Source organism: Anaerococcus senegalensis JC48 (assembly GCF_000321005.1).
In the GTDB taxonomy this organism is placed as follows: Bacteria; Bacillota; Clostridia; order Tissierellales; family Peptoniphilaceae; genus Anaerococcus; species Anaerococcus senegalensis.
Window position 1 is genome coordinate 180,827 of sequence record NZ_HE578907.1, and the last position, 24,288, is coordinate 205,114.

Below are 24,288 nucleotides of genomic sequence, written 5' to 3' on the forward strand. Positions count from 1 at the left end.
CAAAAAAACTACATGGACGTAAGAGTAGTTCTGCAACTGGTATGAGGAAACACAAAAAATATAATTAACTCATTTTGTACTTTCTACAAGAGTGGCTTAAAAGGCTGCTCTTTTTTTATTAAAGGGAGTAAGGATTCGTTACATCCTTTTCAAAATATAAAACAATCACAAGCCAACTTTACATATTCGCTTTTATAACATATAATAAAAGCGTAAACGAGAGGGGGGGCGGACTATGAATACACTCAAAGAATATATACAAGAAAATTTAGTAATCACCAACAAAGAAGCAGAAGAACTTGGATATACTAGGCATAATTTATCAGAATTAACAAAAAGTGGACAGTTAGAAAGATTAAGACCAGGTCTATATCAATTAAAAGGAAAAGTAATAGACGATTTTGTTTTAATATCATCTAATAGTAATCGAATAATATTTTCCCATCAAACAGCCCTATACCTCCACGACCTATCCGATAGAACTCCAAATGTATTTCATATATCTGTCCCCCAAGGGTACAATGCAAGCCATATAAAAAAAAGATATAAAGATTTACAAGTTCATTATGTAAAAAAAGATTTATACAAACTTGGAAAGACAGAAATAAAATCACCACAAGGCAACCTTATTCCAGTTTACGATATTGATCGAACAATTTGCGATATCACAATCGATAGAGAAAAAATAGATAAGCAGATTTTTACAGATGCCATAAAAAGATATTTTAAGTCATCAAATAAAAATCTAAGACGACTCATAAAATACAGTAGATTATTTAAAATAGAAGATGAGGTTAGAAAATATATGGAGGTATTATCATGATTAATATCGAGAGTATAAAGGGCAAGATAAGAAGCATGGCAGAGAAGAAAAATCTAAAGTCACAAGAAGTTCTGCAAATATATTTTTTCGAAAGATTTTTAGAAAGGCTATCCAAATCAAATTACAAAAATAATTTTGTAATAAAAGGAGGATTCCTAATATCTTCCTTAATTGGAATTGAAAATAGAACAACTATGGACATGGACACAACCATAAAAGGCATAGCCCTAAAAGAAGAGAAAATAAAAGACATCGTAGAAGAGATTATAGATATCAATGTAGAAGATGGAATAAAATTTGAAATAAAAGACATCATTTATATTAGGGAAGAGGATGAGTACGAGAACTTTAGAATTTCACTAATAGCAAAAGTAGGTAAGACTAAGAACCCTATGAAACTAGACCTAACAACAGGAGATGCAATAACACCAAAAGAAATAGAATACACCTATCCATGTATCTTTAGCAAAGAAGCTATAAAAATAATGGCATATCCATTAGAAACAATTTTAGCAGAAAAATACGAAACCATAATTAGAAGAAATATAACAACAACACGAATGAGAGACTTCTACGATCTATACACCCTCTACAAACTAAAAAAAGATGAGATAGACTATGAAGTTTTAAAAGAAGCAATAGAGAGAACATCAAACAGAAGAGGAAGTCAGGAGATAATGGAAGACTATGAGGAAATAATCGAGGACATAAAAAAAGAATCATACCTAAGATTCTTGTGGGAAGTACATCTCAGTGAAAATAAGTACATTGGAGATTTGACATTTGATAAAGTTGTTGGTGTAGTGACAATTTTATCAAATAGGATTAATGAGCTGTAATATTCCAGACACTGTCTGGAAATTTATAGACAAAAAAATATTAGGTAAAAGAGAAGTGGAATTATTTTACTTCTTTTTTATTTTGCATTATAGGATTTAAAATTAAATAAATTTTATGCCAATTGCTTAGCCTTGTAGATGAGGCAAGAGATTTATATAGCTTAAAGACAAGAGAATTTAATAAAATCTTTTGACTTGTAAAAAACAAAAATTGATAACAAAGTAATAGAACATAAGAATGTTCGTATTTTGTTTTCTAAACTTTTAAAATCAAAAGAACAAGTAAAGAGTCAAGATAAAGATTAAAAGACCATATTAGAGCAAATAAAAAGCTTTAAGACAGATAAAAAAACTAAGTAAATTAAGAAATATTATAGCGAATGTACAGAGAGATAAAATCGGCCGTCTTTAGACTGCACTGATTTTTTATTTAATAAAACTATGGTATAATATATGAAGGAAAAATTCAATTATATGAATATTAAGGATGATATTATGAAAATAAACTATAATGGATTATGGAAACTTTTGATAGATAAAAATATGAACAAAAAAGATTTGCAGGAGAAGGTTGGTATTGCTCCAGCGACGATAGCAAAGATGGGAAAAGGCGAATTTGTTAGTATGGAAATTTTATACAGAATATGTATTTCTCTAGATACTGATTTTGGGGAACTAATTTCTATTGCGGAGGAGAATAATTGAACAATATAATTAAGAAAAAAGAATTGATTGAAATTGTTGAACAGGCATTGTATAGTGATGAATTAGCGATTTTTGCTGGCGCAGGACTTTCTATAAATGCTGGATACTATAATTGGGAAAAGTTATTAGAAAAACCTGCAAAGGAGTTGGAATTAGATATATCAAAAGAAAAGCATGATTTGATTTCTTTGGCTCAGTTTTATTGTAATAAAAAGAAAAGAAGTGCTATTAATGAACTTTTATCAGCTTCATTTCCCTCTAATAAAAAACCTACGGAAAACCATAATATATTATCACAGCTTCCAATTTCTACATATTGGACAACAAATTTTGATACGTTAATTGAAGACGCCTTGAAAGAAAATAATAAAAATGTTTCTGTCAGAAAGGATGATAAGGATTTACAGCTTTCATATAAAAATTATGATGCAGTTGTATATAAAATGCATGGAGATATTCAAAGTCCATCTGATGCAGTAATAACTAGAGATGATTACGAAGAATATGGAATTAATAGTAGAAAATTATTTAGAGATGTTTTAGAAGGAACATTGCTGACAAAGACTTTTTTATTTTTAGGATTCAGTTTTAGTGATCCTAATTTTAATTTTGTACTTAGTAAAATGAGAGTTTTGCTGGGAGATGATAACAGACCACATTATTATATATTAAAAAAAATTGCTGAACCTAATAGGAACAAGTTTGAAGACGAAAAAGAATATAAAAAGGCAATGGACGAATACAAATATGATTTAATTAAACAAAGCCTACAGATTGCTGATTTAGACAGATATGGAATAAAAATATGCTTAATTGATAGTTATGAAGAAATCACGGAGATATTAAAAATCATATTAAATAGGTATAAAAGAAAAACTGTGTTTATTTCTGGAAGTGCAGAAACTTATACTCCATTAGATGAAGAAGTAGCTAAGGATTTTATCAGGAAACTATCTTTTGAACTTGTTAAGAACGGATATAAAGTTGTTAATGGATATGGATTAGGTGTAGGGACTTATGTAATAAATGGAATCACTGAATATTGTTATGATCACAGGAATATTAAAATTGAAGATAGCTTAAAACTGATGCCTTTCCCATTAAGTGCAATAAATAGTGAGCAACTTAGGAAAACTTGGGAAAAATATAGAGATGAAATGATTTCTCAATGTGGTATAGCAATTTATATGTTTGGTAATAAACAAAAGGATGGAGAAATTATTAACGCTGATGGTGTAAAAAAAGAATTTAATATTGCTGAATCATATCAATTAGTGAATATACCTTTAGCATTTACTGGATTTACATCTAATGAATTATATTCTGAAAATGGTGACATGATCAAAAATGCTTTAAATAATGAAGAAATACAGTATATAACTAAATTTTTTGATATAGACACTAATGTTGATGCAATAATTAAAATAATAAATAGACTTAACAGTAAGGAGGAATGTTAATATGGCAAGAAGAGTATTTTTTAGCTTTCATTATGATGAGGATATCAATAGATCGATGATAGTAAGAAATAGTTGGGTTACTCAAGGCAAAGAAGCTGCAGGTTTTATTGATAAGGCGGAATTTGAAAAAATTAAAAGGAATGGTGAAAATGCTGTTTGCAAATGGATAGATAAGCAACTAGAAGGAACTTCAGTTACTGTAGTCCTAATTGGCAAAGAAACATTAAACCGTCCATTTGTCCAATATGAAATAAGAAAAAGCATCGAAAGAGGAAATGCAATAATTGGGGTTCATATACATAATCTTAGAGATATGATAACTCAAAGGACAGCAGTAAAGGGTAATCCGCATACTATTATTGGATATTATAATTATGATACACCTCCGTATTTTGACTATATTTGTGATGATTTGTATGACTATTTGGAAGACAATGGATATTATAATTTGGGAAGTTGGATTGAAAAAGCAGCACGAAAAAAAGGGAAATAACTATAGTAAGTTGATAAAAATAACATAAAGGATAAGATTGATTTAATTTTAGTATTTAACTATATAGGTTTGGCTTAGTATGGTTAATACATTAAACTATTTACAAGTAATGCAAAATTGCGGATGAAATTTAATATATGTTTTTTGCTTAATAAAAAGTATTTATAAAATATATTAATTGGAGGTAGATATATAATGTTAAAAAGTATTGTTTCACAGGTTATTAATGGTGTTGTTGGTAAAATTAGCGATGATTTGGAAGATAAATTTGAAAAATTTAAAGAACAACGCAATCGAAGTAATAATTGGTGTAAAGTTGTTGAAGATGCAGTTACTGCTACTGAAGGTATTGATAAAGAAATAGGAAACTATGTTTTTAAACAATTGCCTATCATAACTTTTAGAAGACAATTGTTTGAAAATACAGATAGTGATATTATAACAAATTTTGTATTAACTTTAGCAATTGAATTATGCAGGTTTAATAAAGAAGAATTCTCTATTCCTTTAGGAATAGCGGTAGCAGAAAATTGTATAAAAATGAGTAAAAATCAAAAAGACTTTCAAAAATTAGATATTCATAAATCTGAACTAAAAGATATTATAGATAATCGTGAGAAATTATACAAAGCTTATTTTAAATTATTTGATGATATAAACGGAATTCAAAAATTAAGAGTTTTTTATCCTAAAAATGGAGAAAGTTGGCTAAGATGGGAGAAGGATTATTCGGTTGACATTAATGTTAACTTATCAAAGGGACTACCATTTGGGTTCTGTAGAGAAGGTTTTGATTATCAAAAAATACTGGATAATGATAATAATGGGGAATTTCTCAAATGTGCATATATTAGAAATGAAAAAGAAATACTCAGATTTAAAGACAGTTTTTCTTACAATAAAGATAACATAATTGTCTGGTTAAGGTGATAGATTACATCATGTAATCATTTATTCATATATTGATTAACTAATTATAGTTTTTGATTTTATATGCTATCATTTTGTAGAATTTAGTTTTAACACTACCATAAAAATAAATGTCAAGCGAAGAATTGTCAAATTATGATAAAAATATAAGATATTACTGGAGTCTTTTAAAAATTTGTGTTAACAACATAAATATTGATTTAATGGCATGATTGATACATTTTTTTATGTTCCACTAGTTGTCTATTTCTTTTGGAATGGATCTTAACTTATTTTTATACGATTTTAATGGGCTGTCAAATATCTATGGAAATTTACAGCTTATTTTTTTCATATGTTATTCTTAGATTTATTACTTCGCTATCAAAAAGCTTATATCTGGCAATTGTAGATGCTTCAATCAGGTGGATATCAGAAATGTTAAGATGGGCTTAGTTGTTGTCGCAACTAACAATAAACTTTGAAGGAAAAATCTGCCACATCCTATCAGAATTGGCTGATATACAAAACTTTTCACTTATGTATTCATTCAAATAAATTTTTCATCTCTCCACTTCTTTTCCGCAATAATTTTCATAATTCTTCCTATACTGAACAAGGTCAGAAAATTGTTCTTTATTCAAAGAATACTCTTGCATAAGGGTGTTCTTTTTTTCTTGCAATTTATCCAGGCTTGATAGTATTTCTTTTGTATTGGGTAGTTTTTTATAGTTCTTCAAGATTTCTTTAGCAGCTATTTTATAGACGGAAAGTTCACTATAATATTCTTCTGCAAATTGCTTATTTTCAGGATTTTTCTTGTGGTATTTGTAGATTTCACGATACTTATTTATAGTATTTATATTTTCCATATCTTGTGATAAACTCTTCATTTCAGTTTCAATTTTCTTTATTTTATCTAGCAGATCTTGTCTGTCATCAGCAGATTTTTTGATGAGGTCATCGAGCTGTGTAATTGAATTAATTCCTTGTTCTCTTAATTTTATTATTGAATCAGCCATTGTTTTGATATTATGTTTTCTTGCCCAAACTTCATAACCTTTAGAGAATTGTGCTTTTTCATTAGTAGATATATCAATAACATTTCCCACTCGTTTTTTAATAGGATTAGCTTTATTTTTAATGGCTAAATCTATTCTTTCTTTGATTTTTTCCTCAGTATAATCTTCTCCGATAGTCTTTGATCTTGTAAATCTTTTCTTATCTTTATGACGAAAAGCAATATGTTTACCAAACTTAATATCATAATCAAGAGCTTTCATATTTTCTAAAAATTCTTCCCACGAGTTAGACTTATTAATCGTTCGATCTATGTCAAATTGCAGTTTAGACTTCCAAGAATTTCCTTTCTTACTTTGGTCAAACTCATACCAAGATTTACCAGCAGTTTTATATTTTCTTTTGTAAGCTTCATAATATTTATCAATGACTGAAAGCTTATTTTCTTTACACAATTCATCACTTTGATACCTGATTTTATGGTAAGTTTTTTTGTTAGATTGGTAGCATTTACCAGTCTTATAATTAACATTATTAAAAATAATATGGTTATGGATATGCCCTCTATCTATATGAGTTGCAAGAACAAATTCATAATCTTCTTTTAAAATTTTCTTGCATAATTCCATTCCAATTTCGTGAGCTTTTATAGGATCAACCTCTCCTGGTAGAAAAGATTGGATTAAATGTCTAGCCAAAACTGTACCTTTAGTATCATTATTTTTTCGTGTTTTCATAAATTGAATATGGGCAGTAGATGGGTGACATTTAAATGAAGATACCAAGATTTTTTCATCAGTTTTTTCACTCTTAGTTATATAATCTATTGCCAAATTTAGGGTTGATTTTATAGGATGTATTTTTGTAATTGCCATACTAATCACCAGAACCTTCTTTTGATTTATTAAGAAGTAGGGAATGGATCTGCCATATTTCTCTTGATAATTTTTCTATCTGCTTATTCATAGATTCAATTTCATTCTTGTAAATAACACCAGTTGTATTAGTAGCTTTTGCAATCTGGTTTATATTATTTGTTGCATTTGAAAGTAGCCATTGTAGGTTTCTGAATGGTTCTAAATCTACAACATAAATTTCTTTTTCTAAGACACATTTTCTAAGAAAGTGGGACATAGTTTTGCAATTAGCAAGTTTCATTTTTTTTTCAAAAACTTCTTTTTCTTCTTTGGTTAGTTTTATTTCTATTCTTTCATTTCTAAATCTATTTGCCATTTTATTCTCCTTTATAAAATATATTTCGGGGTCTTAGGGCTCTCCCTAACAAGGTAAAAATTAAAAAAATGGAGCATTCCGTAAAGGTTTGCTCCATTAATTTTTTCGTAAGTGTCCGTACACTTACTGTGCTTGCTATTAAAGTTATAAGCGTTAAGCGTTTATTCAGTTTTATTAATTATACCGCATTTAAAGAAATTAATAAAGAAGTATAAGCGAAGCTATTGACAATGATTATCAGAGTTGATACAATAATACCGACAAGAGTGTCGGTTTGGAGGTTATTTATGAAATGAAAATGGAAGCTGATGAAAGAAAAAAGCAGATTAGACAAGCAGCTATTAAAGTCTTTTTGGATAAGGGATTTAGAAATACAGTTATGAATGACATTATGGAAGCTACTGGGCTTTCTAGAGGTGGCTTGTATCATCATTATGGTTCTACGCATGAAATCTTATACGACATTATGATGGAAGGTAATTTAAATAGAAAAGATATTATTCAAAAATCAATTTATGATGAAGGATTAATATTAAGTCCACAGTTGTTTTCAAGAATGATTATAGACAAGATACTTGCAGATAATGATTATGTAAAGCTTTATGTTATGTTTTTATGTGAGTTAAAAGAAAATGATGATCTGAAAGAATTATATGTGAAAATAAAAAAAGAGTCCATACAAGTATTTAAAGAATTGTTTTCTACTTTGTTTAACGTGTTACCTTCTGATGAAACATTTGAATTTATGATTAATATTATGAATTCTGGATTGATGGCTTGCGAAATTTTGAATGCACGTGAGAATTTTGTAAAAAATAAGAAATATCTAACTGAAATGATAGAGACTTATTTTACAAATGTTATGAAAAAAGATGACGAAAGGAGTTAAATTTATGGATCTATTAAAAAAATACATTAAGAGAAATAAAGCACCATATTTTATTTCTGTCTTGTTTGCAATACTTGGAGTAATTTCAAATCTTTTTATATATATTATTCTAAGTAAGATGATTATATCATTAATTGATGGTAGCCAAGATTTTTATTACTATATAAATAAAATTTTCTTGATACTTTCATGTCTTATAATCAAAGAAGTGTTTATGTTTTTGTCAACAATGATTTCTCATAAAACAGCCTATCAAATAATACGAGATATAAGAAAAAGCCTTATGGAAAAATTATTTAATATGCCATTAGGAGATATATTGAATGAGTCCACTGGTAAGTTAAAAGACATAATTGTAAATCAAGTTGATAATACTGAAACAACATTGGCTCATATGATACCTGAGATGACAGCTAATTTAGTAGGACCTATAATATTATTTGTTTACATGTTAATTTTAGATTATAGACTAAGTTTAATATCTTTAATTCCATTAGTTATTGGTGGATTTTTTATGGCAGGGCCGATGAAAAGAATGAAGGTAAAGTTTCCACAAGCAGTTAAAATTGGCCAAGATATGAATAATTCCGTGGTTGAATATATAAATGGAATAGAGGTTATTAAAACATTTAATCAAGGCGAAAAATCTTATAGAAAATACAGGGACAATGTGTATAAAAAGGCAAATTACTATTATGATTGGATGGGAGAAAATACAAGAGACTATGCGATAAGTATGTCTATTGCTCCAGTTGGTATTTTGACAATTATACCATTTGGTTTATATTTCTGTATGAATGGTTCACTAGATGGTGGTGTATTTTTAACATTGATAATCCTTTCTTTTGGGACTATACAAAATATTATGAGAGTAATGACTTTTGAAGATGATATTGGAAGAATGTCAACTATTTTCGAAGAGATTAAAAATATACTTTCTGCGAGAGAATTATCTCATAAAAATGAAAATTTGGATATAAAAAATTATAATATAGAGATAAAAAACGTAGATTTTTCTTATGAAAAAGATAAGCAAGTCCTAAACAATATAAATATAAATATAGAAGAAGGAAGTGTGAATGCTTTAGTAGGCGAATCGGGTTCGGGAAAGTCGACTATTGCAAAACTAATTTCAGGATTTTGGGACGTAGATAGTGGTTCTATAAGTATAGGAAATGTAAATATTAAAGATATGTCCCTTGAAAAGTTATCTACTGTTATTTCCTATGTAGCACAGGATAATTTTCTTTTTGATATGTCAATTAAAGATAACATCAGAATAGGAAATAAAAATGCTAGTGATGAGGAAATAATTGAAGTATGTAAGAAAGCAGCCTGCCATGATTTTATAATGAAGTTGTCAGATGGATATGATACAAGAGTAGGAGAAGCTGGTAAACATTTGTCTGGAGGAGAAAGGCAAAGAATATCAATTGCAAGAGCTATGATAAAGAATGCTCCAATAGTTATTTTAGACGAGGCTACCTCTTATATAGATCCTGAAAATGAAGCCTTGATTCAAGATGCAATATCAGAGCTTGTCAAAGGGAAAACTCTAATTATAATTGCCCATCGTTTAAAGACAATAACAGATGTAGATAATATATTTGTAATTAAAAATGGAGAACTTGCATGTAAAGGAAGTCATGAAGAGCTTTTGAAGGAATCAAAAGATTATCACAATCTTTGGGAAACTGCCTTGAAAGGAGAAGAAAATGCTTAGTGTTTTTAAAAAAATATGGAATTTTTCTATTGAAGAACAAGTGTATCTAAAAAAATCAATCTTTGCTAATTTTTTCGGTTCTATTTTTAATGCTCTACAATTTGCAGCCATTTATTATGCGATTTTTGGGATAGTAAACAATGATATAAGCTTTAAAACAATAGGAATATCGAGTTTATTTTTATTAATTAGTATAGTCGGAGTAATTATTTCAAAAAATTCCTCTATGCTCAAACAAACACATGCCGGATATTTTATGGCTGGACACAAGAGAATTGAATTAGGTGAAAAAATAAAAAAAGTTCCCATGGGATTCTTCTCAAGTTTAAGTTTAGGAAATTTAACAACTATTGCGACTACTAACTTAGATAATGTAGAGACTTGGGTTCCAACTTTGTGTATTATGGTTTTCGGTGGCATGCTTAATGCTATTGTTTTTATCTTATCCTTATTTTTGTTTTCTTATAAGGTAGGTATTGTAGCAATAGTTGGTTCTATTGTATTTTTAATGATCATTGCTCGTATGCAAAAAAGGTCAAGTAAAAATGCAGATAAGATTCATGAGATTCAGGTATCACTTACCAAAGAAGTCTTATCAACATTGCAAGGAATGCAAATTATAAAATCATATAATCTACGAGGAAGTAATAATAAAAAACTTGACAAGAGCTTTGATAGTGCTAGTGAATATTCTTTTGATTTAGAAAAAACTATAATGCCATATAGTTTATTAGCTAAAATCATAATAGCTATAACAATTTGTTTGATGTTGTTTATTTCAATAAAATTATATTTTGTTGAAAATGGTCAAATAGTCAATACTATTATGATACTTATAGCAAGTTTTGTAATATTTGACGGACTTATTACATCTGGATCTGCTATTGCAATGCTAAGAATGGTTGAGAATGCAATAGATTCTTATTCTTATGTAAATGATATGGAAGATATGAAAGAAGGAAGTATTACAGAGCTAATAAAAAATCACAACATAGTCTTTAAAAATGTATCATTTTCCTATGATGACAGACCCATTTTAAAAAATGTCTCAGCAGAGATAAAAGAAAATACCATGACTGCCATAGTTGGTCCATCTGGATCTGGTAAAACAACATTTTGTAATCTAATAGCGAGATTTTGGGATGTAAATTCTGGTGAAATATTAATAGGTGGAAAAAATATAAAAGACTATAAGATAGAAAACCTTATGAATTCAATTTCCATGGTATTTCAAGATGTATATCTATTTGAGGATACAATTGAAAACAATATAAAATTTGGAAAACAAAATGCAAGCCATGAAGAAGTAGTTCAAGCTGCAAAAAAAGCAAGATGTCATGAATTTATAGAAGCTTTACCAGAAGGATATGACACTATTATTGGGGAAGGTGGAGCAAGCCTATCTGGTGGAGAAAAACAAAGAATCTCCATAGCCAGAGCCATGCTAAAAGATGCGGACATCATAATCTTTGATGAAGCCACAGCAAGTATAGATCCAGAAAATGAAGATAAACTTAAAGAAGCAATAGAATCATTAACAAAAAACAAAACAGTAATTATGATTGCCCACAGGCTAAAGACAATTAGAAATGCTGACCAGATTTTAGTCTTAAAAGATGGAGAAATAGTAGAACGTGGAAATCATGAAGAACTGATTAAAAATAATGGACTTTATTCTGACCTTATCAATGCAAAAGCTAAGGCGGAATCATGGAAATTAAATAATTGATAGAAAGAAATATTTAAAGTCTTTAAACAGTAAAATTTAGATTAGAGGATTTATGCCTATGTGCATAAGTCCTCATTTTTTATGTTCAAGTTAATCATTAAAACTCAAAAATACTATTAAAAAATAAAAACTTTGGTTACCAAAAAGGGCAAATTTCACTTTATAAAGTGAGGGGTATTTTTTCATCTTTCTATAAAAATCCAAATACTTTGAAGTGTGAAGATTCTTGAAATTGATTATGTGAGATTAGTATATTTTAAATTTAATCCACTTATCAAGGTAAAAAAAACTTACATAGGAGGTTAAAATGCAAGCAATAAAGATTTATAGTATGAGAGTTGCTATGTTATGTAGGCTTTATGATCTTAGATTAATTAATGAGAAGGAATATACAAAAATTAAGAACAGGTTAGAAAATGATTATAAAAAGATGAATAGAAAGTAATTAAGCTTGTGATAAAATAATACTGTAGAAAGACACAAAATGGGAAGGAGGTAAAATGAATACTAAAGTAAAATTAATAAAAGCTTCAAATACAGGAGCAAGAAATAGAAATGCACTACATTTAGATTTAAAACGAGTTGCAGCATATTGTCGAGTAAGTACAGATAGTAAAGACCAACTTGAATCATATAAATCGCAAGTTGATTATTACACAAATCTAATAAAAAATAATAAGAACTGGACTTTGGCTGGTATATATGCAGATGAAGCGACAACAGGAACAACTGCTACTAAAAGAGCAGACTTCATGAGACTAATAAGTGATTGCCAAAATGGAGATATAGACATGATAATTACTAAATCTATATCAAGATTTGCTAGAAATACATTAGATACCTTAAAGTATGTAAGACTATTAAAGGAAAACAATGTTGGTGTAGTATTTGAAGAAGAAAATATAGACACTTTGACAATGGATGGAGAGTTACTATTAACAATATTAAGTTCAGTAGCTCAACAAGAAGTAGAAAATACCTCAGCCCATGTAAAAAAAGGACTGAAAATGAAAATGGAAAAAGGGGAACTTATTGGTTTTCAAGGTTGTCTTGGATATGATTATGACCCTATAACAAAAAGCATCTCTATAAATGAAGAAGAAGCTAAAATTGTCAGATACATCTTTAAAAGATATTTAGAGGGCAATGGTGGCTCAGTCATTGGCAGGGAACTAGAAGAGCAAGGATATTTCACCCCGAGAGGTAAAACAAAATGGTCTGATACTACAGTGTTAGGAATAATTAAAAATGAAAAGTATATTGGCGATATACTAATGGGAAAGACCTTTACAGTTGATCCCATAACAAAAAGAAGATTAGCTAATTTTGGGGAATCTGATAAATATCACATTGAAAATCATCATGAGCCAATTATATCAAAAGAAGATTTCGAGATGGCGCAGGAGATTAGACTCAGGAGAGCACAAAATAGAAACACCATCGCTAACAAGGATAGGAAGAGAGAAAAACTATCAAGGCAATATGCTTTTTCAAGTATGCTGGAATGTGGATTTTGTGGTGAAATACTTTCAAGAAGAACATGGCACACAAGTTCAATTTATAAAAAAATTAACTGGCAATGTGTAAAGTCAACAAAAAAAGGTAAAAAATATTGCCCTCATTCAAAAGGAATACAAGAAGCAGCAATAGAAAAAGCATTTGTTGAAAGCTATAGGCAATTATGCCATGCAGATTCAACAATAATAGATGACTTTTTAAAAATTGTTGAAGAAGAAATAAATGATAATACTTTAGTCAAGGATCTGAAAAAGATAGAAAACCAATTAAATAGAATCATTAGTCAAGAAAGAAAGTTAGTTGATCTTCATTTAGAAGATAGTATAGACGAAGAAGTTTATGCTAAAAAGTATAAAAAACTTACAAAGCAAAAAGAAGAATTACTTGATGAAAAGAAAGCACTGGAGCTAACTATCAAAGATGAAGACTCTATTAAAGAAAGATTAAAGCAATTTAAAAAGGTCTTAGAAAACAAAGAAATTATAGAAGAATTTAACAGAACAGTATTTGAAAGCATAGTTGATAAAGTCGTGGTGGGAAGAATTGACAAAGACGGAACAGTTCATCCATATGATTTAACATTCTATTTCAAAACAGGAGTTAAAGATAGTCAAGATTCTAATAACTTTAAAGATAAAAGAAAAAATGCTAAAGATAATGACATTAATAAATTGTGCTCCTACAAGAATGACGAGGATAATAAATTATGTTCCCAAGCAAAAGACAACGCATTGTGAATCAATAGCTTCTATCAAAAAAATAAATAAATCATAAGAATTTTGAAGTCTTTTATGTTAAAATTATCATTCCTTAATATAAAATTTAATTTTATTTCATAAGAGCTTATTATTCCTACTTTTTATTTTTCCCGATAAGATGGTATATTGTGAGAGATTTAAAGGATTTGTTATACCCAATTTAATTAATTATTGAATACGTTTTAAATGAATTTTTATTTTGAAGGAGCAAAAAATGATTAAGATTTATATTCCAAAATATAAAGACCTATGGTTTAGAGAAAGGTTACTATCAGATTCAGACACTATGTCTTATAATAATGCATGGGGAGGAACTATTGATTTTTCAGAATCTAAGAGGCAAAGATGGTATAATTGTTGGATTGAAAAGCCAGATGGAAAAAGGTTTTATAGATATTTGGTTAATGAAAATAATGAATTTGTTGGAGAGATAGCTTATCATTTGGATGATGTAGAGAATAAATATTTAGCAAGTGTAATTATCTATTCAAAATATCGTGGGATTGGTTATGGACGTGAAGGTTTGAAACTATTATGCTCTTCAGCAAAAAATAATGGATTAAGAAGTTTATATGATAATATAGCTTCGGAAAGTAGTGCTATAAATCTTTTTTTAGAATGTGGATTTACTGAAGAGTATAGAACTAAAGATATAGTTATGCTTAAAAAAGATTTAGAGTAAATACCTAAGTATTACTGGGTTTTATGTATAAATATTATAAGACTATTTTATTTAAGGGTAACTTTCTTTAGAAGACAGATTTGTTAGGAATATCTATATCGAATCGTATTAAAACGAAATAATGAATTAAAATAGTTAAAAAGAACTTATGGTTGATACTATCAATAATTGCATTTATAACACTTATAATATCAATATACATTTCATAGAAAACATTCATAACTGAGTATGAATGGATAAATGGCTCGATACTCTTTGGTATAGGTTGTGGAAGTAAATATAATAATAATAATAAGAAAGAAAAAAAATTAAAAGAAGTTATGTGGTTGTTTTTTATTGTTGCCATAATATTTGCAATATTAAATGTGGTGGCAACAATAAAAAACAAAAATACAGAATAATTTTTAAATGACATACAAACAGTATTAAAGGTTATATTGAATAAGTTCTATATTATTAAAACAAAGCTTTAGGATGATGAAAATAAAAAAATGGAGAAAAGTTAATGGATGTTATGAGCGTAAAAAATAAAGATGCGGTTTTATTATTTGATCTTGGCATAAGTGAAGAGGGATATGAATTTTCTTCTGATATACAAACGGCAATGAAGTTTGCAGAGTGTGAGATTGATGAGATTAATATAAAACTTTCTGAAAATGAGAATATACTTAAAAAGCTTACTCCAGAATGTAATAAAACAGACTATATACTTGCTGTTGCTAGTGGGGCAACATGTGGACTTCTGGATATTTTCCTTGTGGGGAAATCTCCTGAGTCAGCAATTGGAAATATTACGGACAAATGGTTTGCAAATCGAACTATGGATTTTGCTAAGATATGTGGCTGGGATGGGAATAGCAATGATTCTCTTTCATCTGCAATAAAATATTTAGAGAAGAAATTTAAGATTCCATATGACCAGACTGGTGTGGGTGATGCTGCAAGACAGGTATTTAATCTCAATCCAAGGAACCATCATTTTAAATCTTTAGGCCATAATCCAAGCCTGATAGGATTATTCTTTTCAATTCTAGATCAGTTTGCAAATACATCTCATTTTGTTTCTGAAGGAGAATTAATTTCTTTACAGGAAGCTGATAATAAGTTTGTACTCCAAGGAGGCAATATATCTGCCAAATTATTCTGTGGATTTGTAAATTGGCTGGGTCATTTAATTTCAGATATGTCTGGGTCTTCATCTAGTAAGGGTCGAGGTATGGGGATTCCATCACCTTTATGGACTTGGACAAATGATATTATTGCTATTAAGAAAAAGTTACATATTACGAACTTAGAGTTTGATAAGACTATCAATAAATTTGCTCTTGAAATATATAAGCAAGGATATGATCTAAGATTTGAAGTGGCTAAAGCTATACCGGTATTTGTTAATGAATTAGTGGTTAGGATGGTATATTCCATTAGACGACTGGTTCGATTTTATTTGAATAATCAAAATAGATATAGGTCTTTTGAATTGGTTTGGGAATTATGTGAGCCTTTTTCCAATGCTAGTGTGAAAAGAATGCTTACCGTCGCTCATGGAACATTTTGTTTACTTGATGTAGGGAATGCTCTTGCCCAGGGATTTATTCACGGTAATGGAATTTTTAGAATAGATCAATTCATTATCAGATTAAATATTGTAGGCTTAGGTAGATTTACAATTTCCTTATATGGTGAAGGCAATAGAGGAATAAAACTTTATCAAGCACAAAAGAAGAATTCTTCTTTAAGACAAGAAAAAATAATTATTTCTGATTATATTGATGGATTAAAAATCCTGTCAGAAGTATACGATGATAAAGACCTCCTTTTGTTTACTCAGGAATTAAAGGAAAGTGATATGTATATAGAAGCCTTTGAAAAATCTGTTCTTTTGGCAGAGAAAAGAAATGTTCCAAAGAGTCAAATATTGCGAAATAAAGCGGATATTGACTCTTATTTCAAGGAGGGAAATAATTATGAAAACAAGCAAAAAAAGAAGTAAACTCCAACAAGCACAGGATAATGTACAAGCAGCAATAAATCTTACTAATATTACTATTGAAGATCTTGGTAATCATACAAAGAAACTTTATGAGTCATTAACAAAAATCCAAGACTCATTTGATAATATCCGTAATGTTCCTAGTGATATACTTAAATATAAGAACTTTAAAAAAGAAAAATCTAATTGGAAAAAACAAGCTGAAAATATAGAAAAAGAATATAACGAAGCACTTGTTAAAAATACCCGTGCTGGTGCTGCCGGTGCTGGTCTTGGTTTTGCTGTTGTAACATTTGGCCCAACAGCGGCCATGGGAGTTGCAACTACATTTGGCCTTGCATCAACAGGGACAGCTATCTCTGCTTTGTGTGGCGCTGCGGCAACAAATGCGGCCTTAGCTTGGCTTGGGGGTGGGGCTCTAGTTGCTGGTGGAGGAGGAATGGCTGCAGGTCAAGCTTTTCTTACTATGGCTGGTCCTGTAGGATGGTCTATTGCAGCAATTTCTCTTGCGGCAAGCAGTTTAATTTACTGGAAGACTAGCGGAGATAAAAAGCGTTTGGAGAATCTATTTGAAGCAATAAGTCATAGAGATATTAAATCATATGAACTTGCAATTGTAGAAATATTAGAACGTATAAAACGAATTGATGATGAGAGTGAAAAGTTAGATGAGGCAATAGAAAACATTCAGACCTTTGGACTTGATTATGATTTGATGACTGAAAAACAGCAGTACGCACTAGGTTCCTATATCAACTTAATGCATTCATCAATACAGCTTTTAATAAATCCAATCAAGGGATTAGAAACAAAATTTTCGATAGAGGATTTTGACTCTTTTATGCATATGAAAAGTAAAAATACAAATATTAGCGTATACAAGGATAGCAAAGACTTAATTATATTGCTTGCCAATATACTTTATAAGATCGATATAGATGGGGAAACTAAAATTTCATTGTGGAAATCACTTAGGAAAAATAAAGATCTGCTTAAGTCAAAGGGAATTTCAAAGAAGGAGTTTGGAATTGATACTATGGATATAGTCTTGGAGGCTTTGGAATTTAAGTATAAAAATTAATGATAAATTTTCAACTATTTAAATATCATCATAGATTATTGAAGGAATTAGGTGGGATTGCTTTAGATTGTGCTAGTTATTTTACTAAAGGAACTTTTCTTTGCAAATTAAACCATTTTTCTTTCTTCAAGTAACTTTCAGTGATAAGTTCTATAGATAGAAATCTTTGGAGTAATTCTACTATTTGAATAGAAAGAAGTACGTATGGAATTTAAAGAATAATTGGCATAATATAAATGAATATAAAAAATGTATTTGTGCAAAGTATTACGAATTTCCCTCAATAAAAATCGGGGAATTTGTTGAAGAATATGAAAATGCATTAGTCCTCAATAAAATGTTAGAAGAATTTAGAATAAATGTATTCCCATATACGAAGATTTTGAAAAATACTAGATTTTATCCATACTGACCACTCAAGCCATGTGGCTACGGTGGTGTTGACATCAATAAAAAAAGATAAAAAATTATAAGACTCTCAATGATGTGTTTGAATTGATCGAAATAAAAAGCGTGGACTGCAGGGGTGGAATACCCATGAAAATATCTGATGAGAAAGTACAGAAACGTTTTCGAGTATACGCACATATTGGAAGGGTAAAAATATTATTAAATTTGCTTCGTCAAAAAATCATATAGGAGTATATCTAGGATGAATATTTTAGGGACAAACTAACAGATTATAATGTAACTAAAGCTACGTAAGGCTGCTATATTCTAGGCCATTGCCTAAAGATCTGTTAGATGAGATATCAAAAGGGTGTTATGAAAAATATTCAAAAGGCTATTAACTTAGGAGATTTAATCAAATATTATAATTTATATATAAGGTTTATATAGGTGAAGAAAATATTTTACATTTTTCAAGTTTTAAATATGCATATATGGGCATAATATAAATGTATTTTTATATTATATTAAGGAGGGATTATGAGTTTAGCAATTAACAAACTTATTAGTAGTTTAATACAAATCGTTTTGTTTTCACTTATACCATTTGTTTATTGGTATTTTAAAGTTAGAAAAAATCAGAAATTTACAGAGTGGATAGGGCTTAAAAGAATTAAAAGGGTAGACAAGTCTTTGATATTATCAATATTGATAGTAACCATTACATATCTAATAATAGGCATAATTCTTCTAAATAGTCTGAGTGGAGTTAATAATGCAACTAGCGAGTTTTCGGGGCTTAGATTCAAGGCTATTTTGCCTATTATAATTTATGCAGCCCTTAACACTGCTTTACCTGAGGAGATTTTGTTTAGGGGATTTGCACTTAAAAGGCTAGTTAGTAAAATAGGATTTAATAATGGAAATCTTATACAATCAATATTGTTTGGACTGGTTCACGGAGTGATGTTTTTTCCTATTGTAGGTGTATTAAAATCTCTTTTAATTATTTTTGTTACAGGGTGTATAGCCTATGCTATGGGATATATCAACGAGAAGTTATCAGAGGGATCAATTATTCCGAGTTTTATCATACATACAGTGTCTAATTTAGTAGCTGGTTTATATGTTGCATTTTTTCTTTAAATTTAGTAAGACATAGGCTTAGAGTTTTCTCAAGCCTATGTCTTTTTGTTTAATCTTTATTTATTATAAATCCTTGATCTAGCAGTGTTTTAAACATTTTTGATCTATTTTCCATGTCTATTCCTGATTTTTTTATTATTTGGGTAGAGAATTTATCAGATCTTCTATTTTTATCTCTTAGATCATAATATGTCTGCATTTCTTTATCATATTCAGAGATAACTTCGCTATAATTATCAAATACCTCATATTTATCTTTGAAGCTTTTTATATCCATAGACATTTTAGGTTTAATCTGTGGATCCTGGTTAGGGATTCCAAATCCTAGTCCTACAGCGGGGTAGGTAAGTTTTGGTAGATTTAATAACTCTATGATATGAGCTGTGTCGTTGTGTATATTTCCAAAATAATTAGTCCCAAGTCCCATACTCTCAGCGGCGTTTACTACATTTTGAGCTGAGATTATAGCATCTGTAAATGCCTGTATAAATTTATCAAATCCTATCATAATTTCGTTTTCTTCATTATTTTCACAAGCTATTCTGTAGTTTCTATTTATATCTGCTATGAAAATCCATAAATGTGGTGCTCGAGCCATATATTCTTGGTTGCCATTTTGTGCTAGAGCGTCTTTTATATTCTGATCCTCTATTCTAATTATTGAGAATGTCTGCATTCCGTTACTAGTTGCACTAGATTTTGCCACTTCTAAAAGGATCTGTATCGTCCTATCGTCTAGTTTTTCATCTTTATATTCTCTTATAGTCTTATGATTAAGTTGATGTTTTATCGTTTCGTTCATAATTTACTCCTTTCTATATTATTAATTATTATACCCATATTAATATAATTATTTCACTATTATTTATGATAAATGCTTATACACAATTATAAAGCTTCACTAAATTTCCACATATTCTATTTATTTATAATTTTATCCTTTAAGCTAATATTAATAATGGTCTGCGTTACAAGAATTTAATCATATGTATGCAAATAAAAATAATATATAAAACATAATACTACACCTATAGAAAGAATAAAAATTCTATAATCTAAAAATACATCTACATCAGATTTTGAAAGTTGTTTTTTATGAGCATTCTTTTGACATATTAGATTTAAGGGTTTCTACTAATTATAGACTGATGGTCGGTTAGCATGGGGAGGATGGTTTAATGGATAATAAAAAAAGACGTGGGAGAATGGATTATTTCGATAGAAAGTCTGAGATATTAGATATGGCTAGAGCAATGTTTATTTCTATTGGATATGAAGATACTAGTATTAATGATCTGATAAAAAAACTTGGTATAGCTAAGGGGACTTTCTACCACTATTTTAAATCAAAAGAAGAGCTACTAGATCAGGTAATTAATGAAGTAAATAAAGAGATTGTAAATAATATTTGTGAGATTTCATCATTAGATAAATCACCGGATGAGAAGTTATTTATGGCTATATCAAGTCTTAAAGTAGAAAATCATAACATGATAACGGATCATATGCATAAGCCTGAAAATGCTCTGCTCCATCAAAAGACACTAAATAGTATTTTAAAAGATGTGACACCATATTTTTAAAAAAATCATAGAAGAGGGCAACAAGTCTAATGTTTTTTCTTGTAAATATCCAAAAGAGAATATGTACATAATTTTATGCTCTGCTATTAATCTATTAGATGATGGTGTTATTGATTTTAATAATGATGAAAAAGAATCTATATTTATGGTACTTATAGAGCTTTTAGCTAATATGTTAGGCATAGATGTAGATACGATTTATAGTTTTATGAATAGGAATGCTTAAATGAAAAGATTTATTCTTTTATGGATAGGCGAAATGATTGCAAATATAGGAAGCGGAATGACAGCTTTTGCCCTGTCGCTCTATATATATAATTTCACTCATAAAGTATCTGATATTGCTATGTTAAGTCTTATATCATTTTTGTCAGCTATATTGATAAACCCTATAAGTGGGATATTAGCAGATAGATATGATAGAAGGATTTTAATGATTATGGGTGATGTATTATCTGGATTGTGTCTACTTTATATTTTATATATTATTAGAACTAGTGTTAATATTTCTGATACTATAGCCCCAATATTTATAGCTATCGGTGTCAGCTTAATATTCTTAGGGATATTAGAACCTGCATATAAATCGACTGTTACAGAGCTTATATCATCTGATAACTATGATAAGGCTAGTGGGCTTTTGCAACTGGCGGCTAGTTCTAAATTATTGATATCGCCTGCTTTAGCTGGTATTATCCTAGCTAAATCGAATATAGATCTAATTCTAATTATAGATATATCCTCAGTATTATTTACTATTATTATACTTACAATAATCAGAAACTCTCTAAAAAATGATAAAAATATAATAGAAAAAGACATAGATAAACCCACAACTAAAAAGAATATAATAAAAGAATTAAGAGAGGGTCTAAAAATAATAGGTGACAATAAAGGTGTTCGTAATCTAGTTTTTCTTATGTTTTTAGCTTGTTTTTTGATGGCTCTTATTCAAGTTTTAGTAAGACCTATGATATTAAATATCGTTAATGAGAAGATGCTTGGGATAGCTGAATCTATTTGTGCTTTTGGGATTTTAGTAGAAAGTGGTTTTATAGGAATAAGAGGTATAAAGCTAAGCTATTCTAGAACTCTTGGAATAGCAGGTATAATTTCTGGTATTTTTATTTCTTTAGCTGGATTTTTTAATTTACTAATATTTATTGTTATATTTATATTTATTTTTTTATTACTCTCCCATTTATCAATGCAAGTGCTGATGCGCTTGTAAGAAACGCTATTCCTAATAGCATTCAAGGTAGAGCGTGGGGGATTATTGGCTTTCTAACTCAGATAGGAATTGTGGCTGCCTTTCTAATATCAGGACCTCTGGTAGATAATATTTTTGAACCTATGATGAGAGAGGGTGGTATATTATCTAACACTTTTTAAAAGTTATAGGTGTAGGTGCAGGTAGAGGCATAGGTCTATTTTTAATAATAGTTGGTATACTATTTTCTATTGTTTTTTTGTTTACATTAAATAACAAAAACATAAATCAAATGGAGGAAAAAGATGGAATATAGATTTTTAAAAAATGAACTAAAAAAGAATTTAAAAAATAATATCATAATATCATTGTTTATATCGCTTTCAGTAACGATTATTATATCTGTGTTTTTGACTTGTTTTAATTTATTTAGCTCTATTTTTTCACTTTATGGAGTAGCTAATCCTCCACATTTTTTACAGCTTCACAAGGGTGAAATAAATATAAATGAGATAGAAAAGTTTAATAAAAATATAGATTATGTAGAAGACTCCCAAGTTATAACTTTGATAAATGCCTACGGAAGTGATTTTAATGTAATTAAGAAAGATAAAAGCATAGGTAATATAAGCCTTGAAAATTTTAAATTAGATATATCCATCGTTAAGCAAAGTGAAAAGTTTGATTATTTACTAGATAAGGATAAAAGTATACTAGAGCTAAAAGATGGAGAGATAGTTGTTCCTAGAATTCTTTTAGAAGATTATGACATAGAGATTGGAGATATATTAAGATATAAAACAGATGATGGATATAGAAAATATAAAGTATCTAATATTATGTATGATGCTCAGATGAATACGAGCATGGCGGGATCTGTAAGATTTTTATTATCTGATAGCGATTATAATGATCTTTTAAAAAACTCAAAAGATATTGAGTATATGATAGAATCGATTTTTAAAGATACCGACTATGCAAATAAATACCAAGTAAGCTATGAAGAATCGGGACTTCCTAAAAATGGTCAAGCGGTAACTTATAATCTAATAGTGGCCATAAGTGCGATCACAGATATATTAAATTCTCTGATGTTTTTAATAGCAGGTATTATATTTATGATCATATCATTAGTCTCTCTTAGATATGTGATTATGATGGAGATAATAGAGGAAGATAGACTTGTAATAGGTAATATGAAGGCTATGGGTATATCATATAGTGATATTAGAAATCTATATCTAAATAAGTTTAGGTTGCTCTCATTTGTGGGTGTAGTATTTGGATACATAATATCTAATATATTTACACGATTTATGACTGGTAGAATTGAGAGGATATTTGGTCATATTTTAAATCGATTCTAGAGCCTTATTTTAAGACTAAGCTTTTTATACTACCGAGTCCGTAGAAGCTTATAAGTTGTCTTATCTAAGACAAAACACATTTTTTAAAGAGCCTGGCTTGCTCTAAAGTACACATTTTTAGATTGATAGCTTGGCTTGCTATTTAATACTTTTGTAAGTGCATTCCTACACAAGACATTTTCTTACTTATTAAAATTTTGCTCTATAAATCTTTTTTATTTTTCCTTACCCCATATTTTGCAACTTCCTTTCTTTGTTTCCTCATTTTTGATCACTTATCTTTTTTATTTTCTCCATGCCATCAATCTTCTATCTATAATTTGTCAGAAAGGATTCTTAATAACAAAAGAGTTTAAAAACTTATCCTTGATAAATACCCCAAATCTGTTTATACGTCCATAAATGGAGCGTATAAACAGATTTTTTGTGAGAAAAATAAATTAATAGTATTTTTTGTAAATTAGATCATTAGGTAAGTTCTAAAAAATTTTCTGACATATACAAGTTGAAATTAAAATATCGGAGGATTTTAACTTGGATAATATGTCAAATAAAAATAATCAATTAGATTCCTTGGCTGTGCTTATACAAGAATTAATAGAAAAATATGCAGATCTAATAGACTTTAAAAAATTGGAAGTACCGTCAAGACTTTCAGAAAAAGATAAAAATGAGGATAATATTAATTCATCGGATTAGGTTACTGCATTGAATTTTATATTATGATTTATGTAAAATAT

Annotated in this window: 24 protein-coding genes and 1 pseudogene; 22 read left to right on the top strand and 3 right to left on the bottom strand. The window is 28.9% G+C overall.

Features of this window, described 5'->3' with window-relative positions; translation table 11 throughout:
* Positions 1–235: 235 nt before the first annotated feature.
* The 7 genes and pseudogenes from ASHG_RS00960 (at position 236) to ASHG_RS00985 (ending at position 5,250) form a co-directional block, all read left to right on the top strand.
* Entirely contained in the window at positions 236–823 is a 588-nt protein-coding gene (locus ASHG_RS00960) for a type IV toxin-antitoxin system AbiEi family antitoxin domain-containing protein (RefSeq protein ID WP_040396904.1), read from the top strand.
* Complete coding sequence (locus ASHG_RS00965; protein WP_040396905.1) at positions 820–1,662, top strand: nucleotidyl transferase AbiEii/AbiGii toxin family protein; 843 nt, start codon at positions 820–822, stop codon at positions 1,660–1,662. The genes ASHG_RS00960 and ASHG_RS00965 overlap by 4 nt, the downstream gene beginning before the upstream one ends.
* A gap of 105 nt (positions 1,663–1,767) precedes the next feature.
* A pseudogene (locus tag ASHG_RS09250) lies at positions 1,768–2,022 on the top strand (DNA-binding protein); the annotation flags it as partial.
* 135 nt (positions 2,023–2,157) lie between these two features.
* Positions 2,158–2,367, top strand: coding sequence for a helix-turn-helix domain-containing protein (locus ASHG_RS00970; protein WP_036739084.1), 210 nt, complete (start codon positions 2,158–2,160; stop codon positions 2,365–2,367).
* Complete coding sequence (locus tag ASHG_RS00975; RefSeq protein ID WP_040396907.1) at positions 2,364–3,827, top strand: SIR2 family protein; 1,464 nt, start codon at positions 2,364–2,366, stop codon at positions 3,825–3,827. Before ASHG_RS00970 ends, ASHG_RS00975 begins: the two co-directional genes overlap by 4 nt.
* A gap of 1 nt (position 3,828) precedes the next feature.
* Positions 3,829–4,320 (top strand): TIR domain-containing protein, encoded by a 492-nt coding sequence (locus ASHG_RS00980; RefSeq protein WP_040396909.1) that lies wholly within the window; start codon positions 3,829–3,831, stop codon positions 4,318–4,320.
* A 195-nt stretch (positions 4,321–4,515) separates the two neighbouring features.
* Positions 4,516–5,250 (top strand): hypothetical protein, encoded by a 735-nt coding sequence (locus ASHG_RS00985; RefSeq protein WP_051145856.1) that lies wholly within the window; start codon positions 4,516–4,518, stop codon positions 5,248–5,250.
* Positions 5,251–5,792: 542 nt separating this feature from the next.
* On the opposite strand, the gene ASHG_RS00990 is transcribed toward ASHG_RS00985, so the two are convergent.
* Complete coding sequence (locus ASHG_RS00990; RefSeq protein ID WP_040396910.1) at positions 5,793–7,124, bottom strand: relaxase/mobilization nuclease domain-containing protein; 1,332 nt, start codon at positions 7,122–7,124, stop codon at positions 5,793–5,795.
* Position 7,125: 1 nt separating this feature from the next.
* Positions 7,126–7,482, bottom strand: coding sequence for a plasmid mobilization protein (locus tag ASHG_RS00995; protein WP_036755837.1), 357 nt, complete (start codon positions 7,480–7,482; stop codon positions 7,126–7,128).
* 292 nt (positions 7,483–7,774) lie between these two features.
* Here ASHG_RS00995 and ASHG_RS01000 point away from each other — a divergent pair, with 292 nt between their 5' ends.
* From ASHG_RS01000 to ASHG_RS01040, 10 genes are all read left to right on the top strand, one after another.
* Positions 7,775–8,371 (top strand): TetR/AcrR family transcriptional regulator, encoded by a 597-nt coding sequence (locus tag ASHG_RS01000; RefSeq protein WP_040396911.1) that lies wholly within the window; start codon positions 7,775–7,777, stop codon positions 8,369–8,371.
* Between the two features lie 4 nt (positions 8,372–8,375).
* On the top strand, positions 8,376–10,094 hold the full coding sequence (locus ASHG_RS01005) for an ABC transporter ATP-binding protein (protein WP_005399329.1): 1,719 nt from the start codon (positions 8,376–8,378) through the stop codon (positions 10,092–10,094).
* Positions 10,087–11,823: an ABC transporter ATP-binding protein gene (locus ASHG_RS01010; RefSeq protein ID WP_040396913.1), complete on the top strand. Its 1,737-nt coding sequence runs from the start codon at positions 10,087–10,089 to the stop codon at positions 11,821–11,823. Before ASHG_RS01005 ends, ASHG_RS01010 begins: the two co-directional genes overlap by 8 nt.
* A 307-nt stretch (positions 11,824–12,130) precedes the next feature.
* A complete protein-coding gene (locus ASHG_RS09095) occupies positions 12,131–12,268 on the top strand; it encodes a hypothetical protein (RefSeq protein WP_004822239.1) in 138 nt (45 codons plus the stop codon).
* Between the two features lie 55 nt (positions 12,269–12,323).
* Positions 12,324–14,078: a recombinase family protein gene (locus tag ASHG_RS01015; protein ID WP_040396915.1), complete on the top strand. Its 1,755-nt coding sequence runs from the start codon at positions 12,324–12,326 to the stop codon at positions 14,076–14,078.
* Positions 14,079–14,313: 235 nt separating this feature from the next.
* Positions 14,314–14,781 carry a GNAT family N-acetyltransferase gene (locus ASHG_RS01020; protein WP_040396917.1) on the top strand — a complete coding sequence of 156 codons (468 nt, stop codon included), beginning with the start codon at positions 14,314–14,316 and terminating at the stop codon, positions 14,779–14,781.
* 505 nt (positions 14,782–15,286) lie between these two features.
* Positions 15,287–16,771 carry a hypothetical protein gene (locus tag ASHG_RS01025; RefSeq protein WP_040396919.1) on the top strand — a complete coding sequence of 495 codons (1,485 nt, stop codon included), beginning with the start codon at positions 15,287–15,289 and terminating at the stop codon, positions 16,769–16,771.
* Positions 16,746–17,852: a hypothetical protein gene (locus ASHG_RS01030; protein ID WP_040396921.1), complete on the top strand. Its 1,107-nt coding sequence runs from the start codon at positions 16,746–16,748 to the stop codon at positions 17,850–17,852. Before ASHG_RS01025 ends, ASHG_RS01030 begins: the two co-directional genes overlap by 26 nt.
* 184 nt (positions 17,853–18,036) lie before the next feature.
* Positions 18,037–18,264: a hypothetical protein gene (locus ASHG_RS01035; protein WP_040396923.1), complete on the top strand. Its 228-nt coding sequence runs from the start codon at positions 18,037–18,039 to the stop codon at positions 18,262–18,264.
* 518 nt (positions 18,265–18,782) lie between these two features.
* Positions 18,783–19,388 carry a CPBP family intramembrane glutamic endopeptidase gene (locus ASHG_RS01040; RefSeq protein WP_040396925.1) on the top strand — a complete coding sequence of 202 codons (606 nt, stop codon included), beginning with the start codon at positions 18,783–18,785 and terminating at the stop codon, positions 19,386–19,388.
* Between the two features lie 49 nt (positions 19,389–19,437).
* On the opposite strand, the gene ASHG_RS01045 is transcribed toward ASHG_RS01040, so the two are convergent.
* A complete protein-coding gene (locus ASHG_RS01045; RefSeq protein WP_040396926.1) occupies positions 19,438–20,190 on the bottom strand; it encodes a nitroreductase family protein in 753 nt (250 codons plus the stop codon).
* A gap of 376 nt (positions 20,191–20,566) precedes the next feature.
* Here ASHG_RS01045 and ASHG_RS09180 point away from each other — a divergent pair, with 376 nt between their 5' ends.
* From ASHG_RS09180 to ASHG_RS01065, 5 genes are all read left to right on the top strand, one after another.
* Positions 20,567–20,971: a TetR/AcrR family transcriptional regulator gene (locus ASHG_RS09180; RefSeq protein WP_208853621.1), complete on the top strand. Its 405-nt coding sequence runs from the start codon at positions 20,567–20,569 to the stop codon at positions 20,969–20,971.
* Between the two features lie 61 nt (positions 20,972–21,032).
* Positions 21,033–21,197 carry a hypothetical protein gene (locus ASHG_RS09185; RefSeq protein WP_208853622.1) on the top strand — a complete coding sequence of 55 codons (165 nt, stop codon included), beginning with the start codon at positions 21,033–21,035 and terminating at the stop codon, positions 21,195–21,197.
* Positions 21,198–22,202: an MFS transporter gene (locus ASHG_RS01055; RefSeq protein WP_051145857.1), complete on the top strand. Its 1,005-nt coding sequence runs from the start codon at positions 21,198–21,200 to the stop codon at positions 22,200–22,202. It abuts the gene before it with no gap.
* Positions 22,203–22,486: 284 nt separating this feature from the next.
* Positions 22,487–23,548, top strand: a complete 1,062-nt coding sequence (locus ASHG_RS01060) for an ABC transporter permease family protein (protein ID WP_040398337.1) — start codon at positions 22,487–22,489, stop codon at positions 23,546–23,548.
* Positions 23,549–24,082: 534 nt separating this feature from the next.
* A complete protein-coding gene (locus ASHG_RS01065; RefSeq protein ID WP_425277223.1) occupies positions 24,083–24,247 on the top strand; it encodes a cobalt ABC transporter in 165 nt (54 codons plus the stop codon).
* Positions 24,248–24,288: the final 41 nt, after the last annotated feature.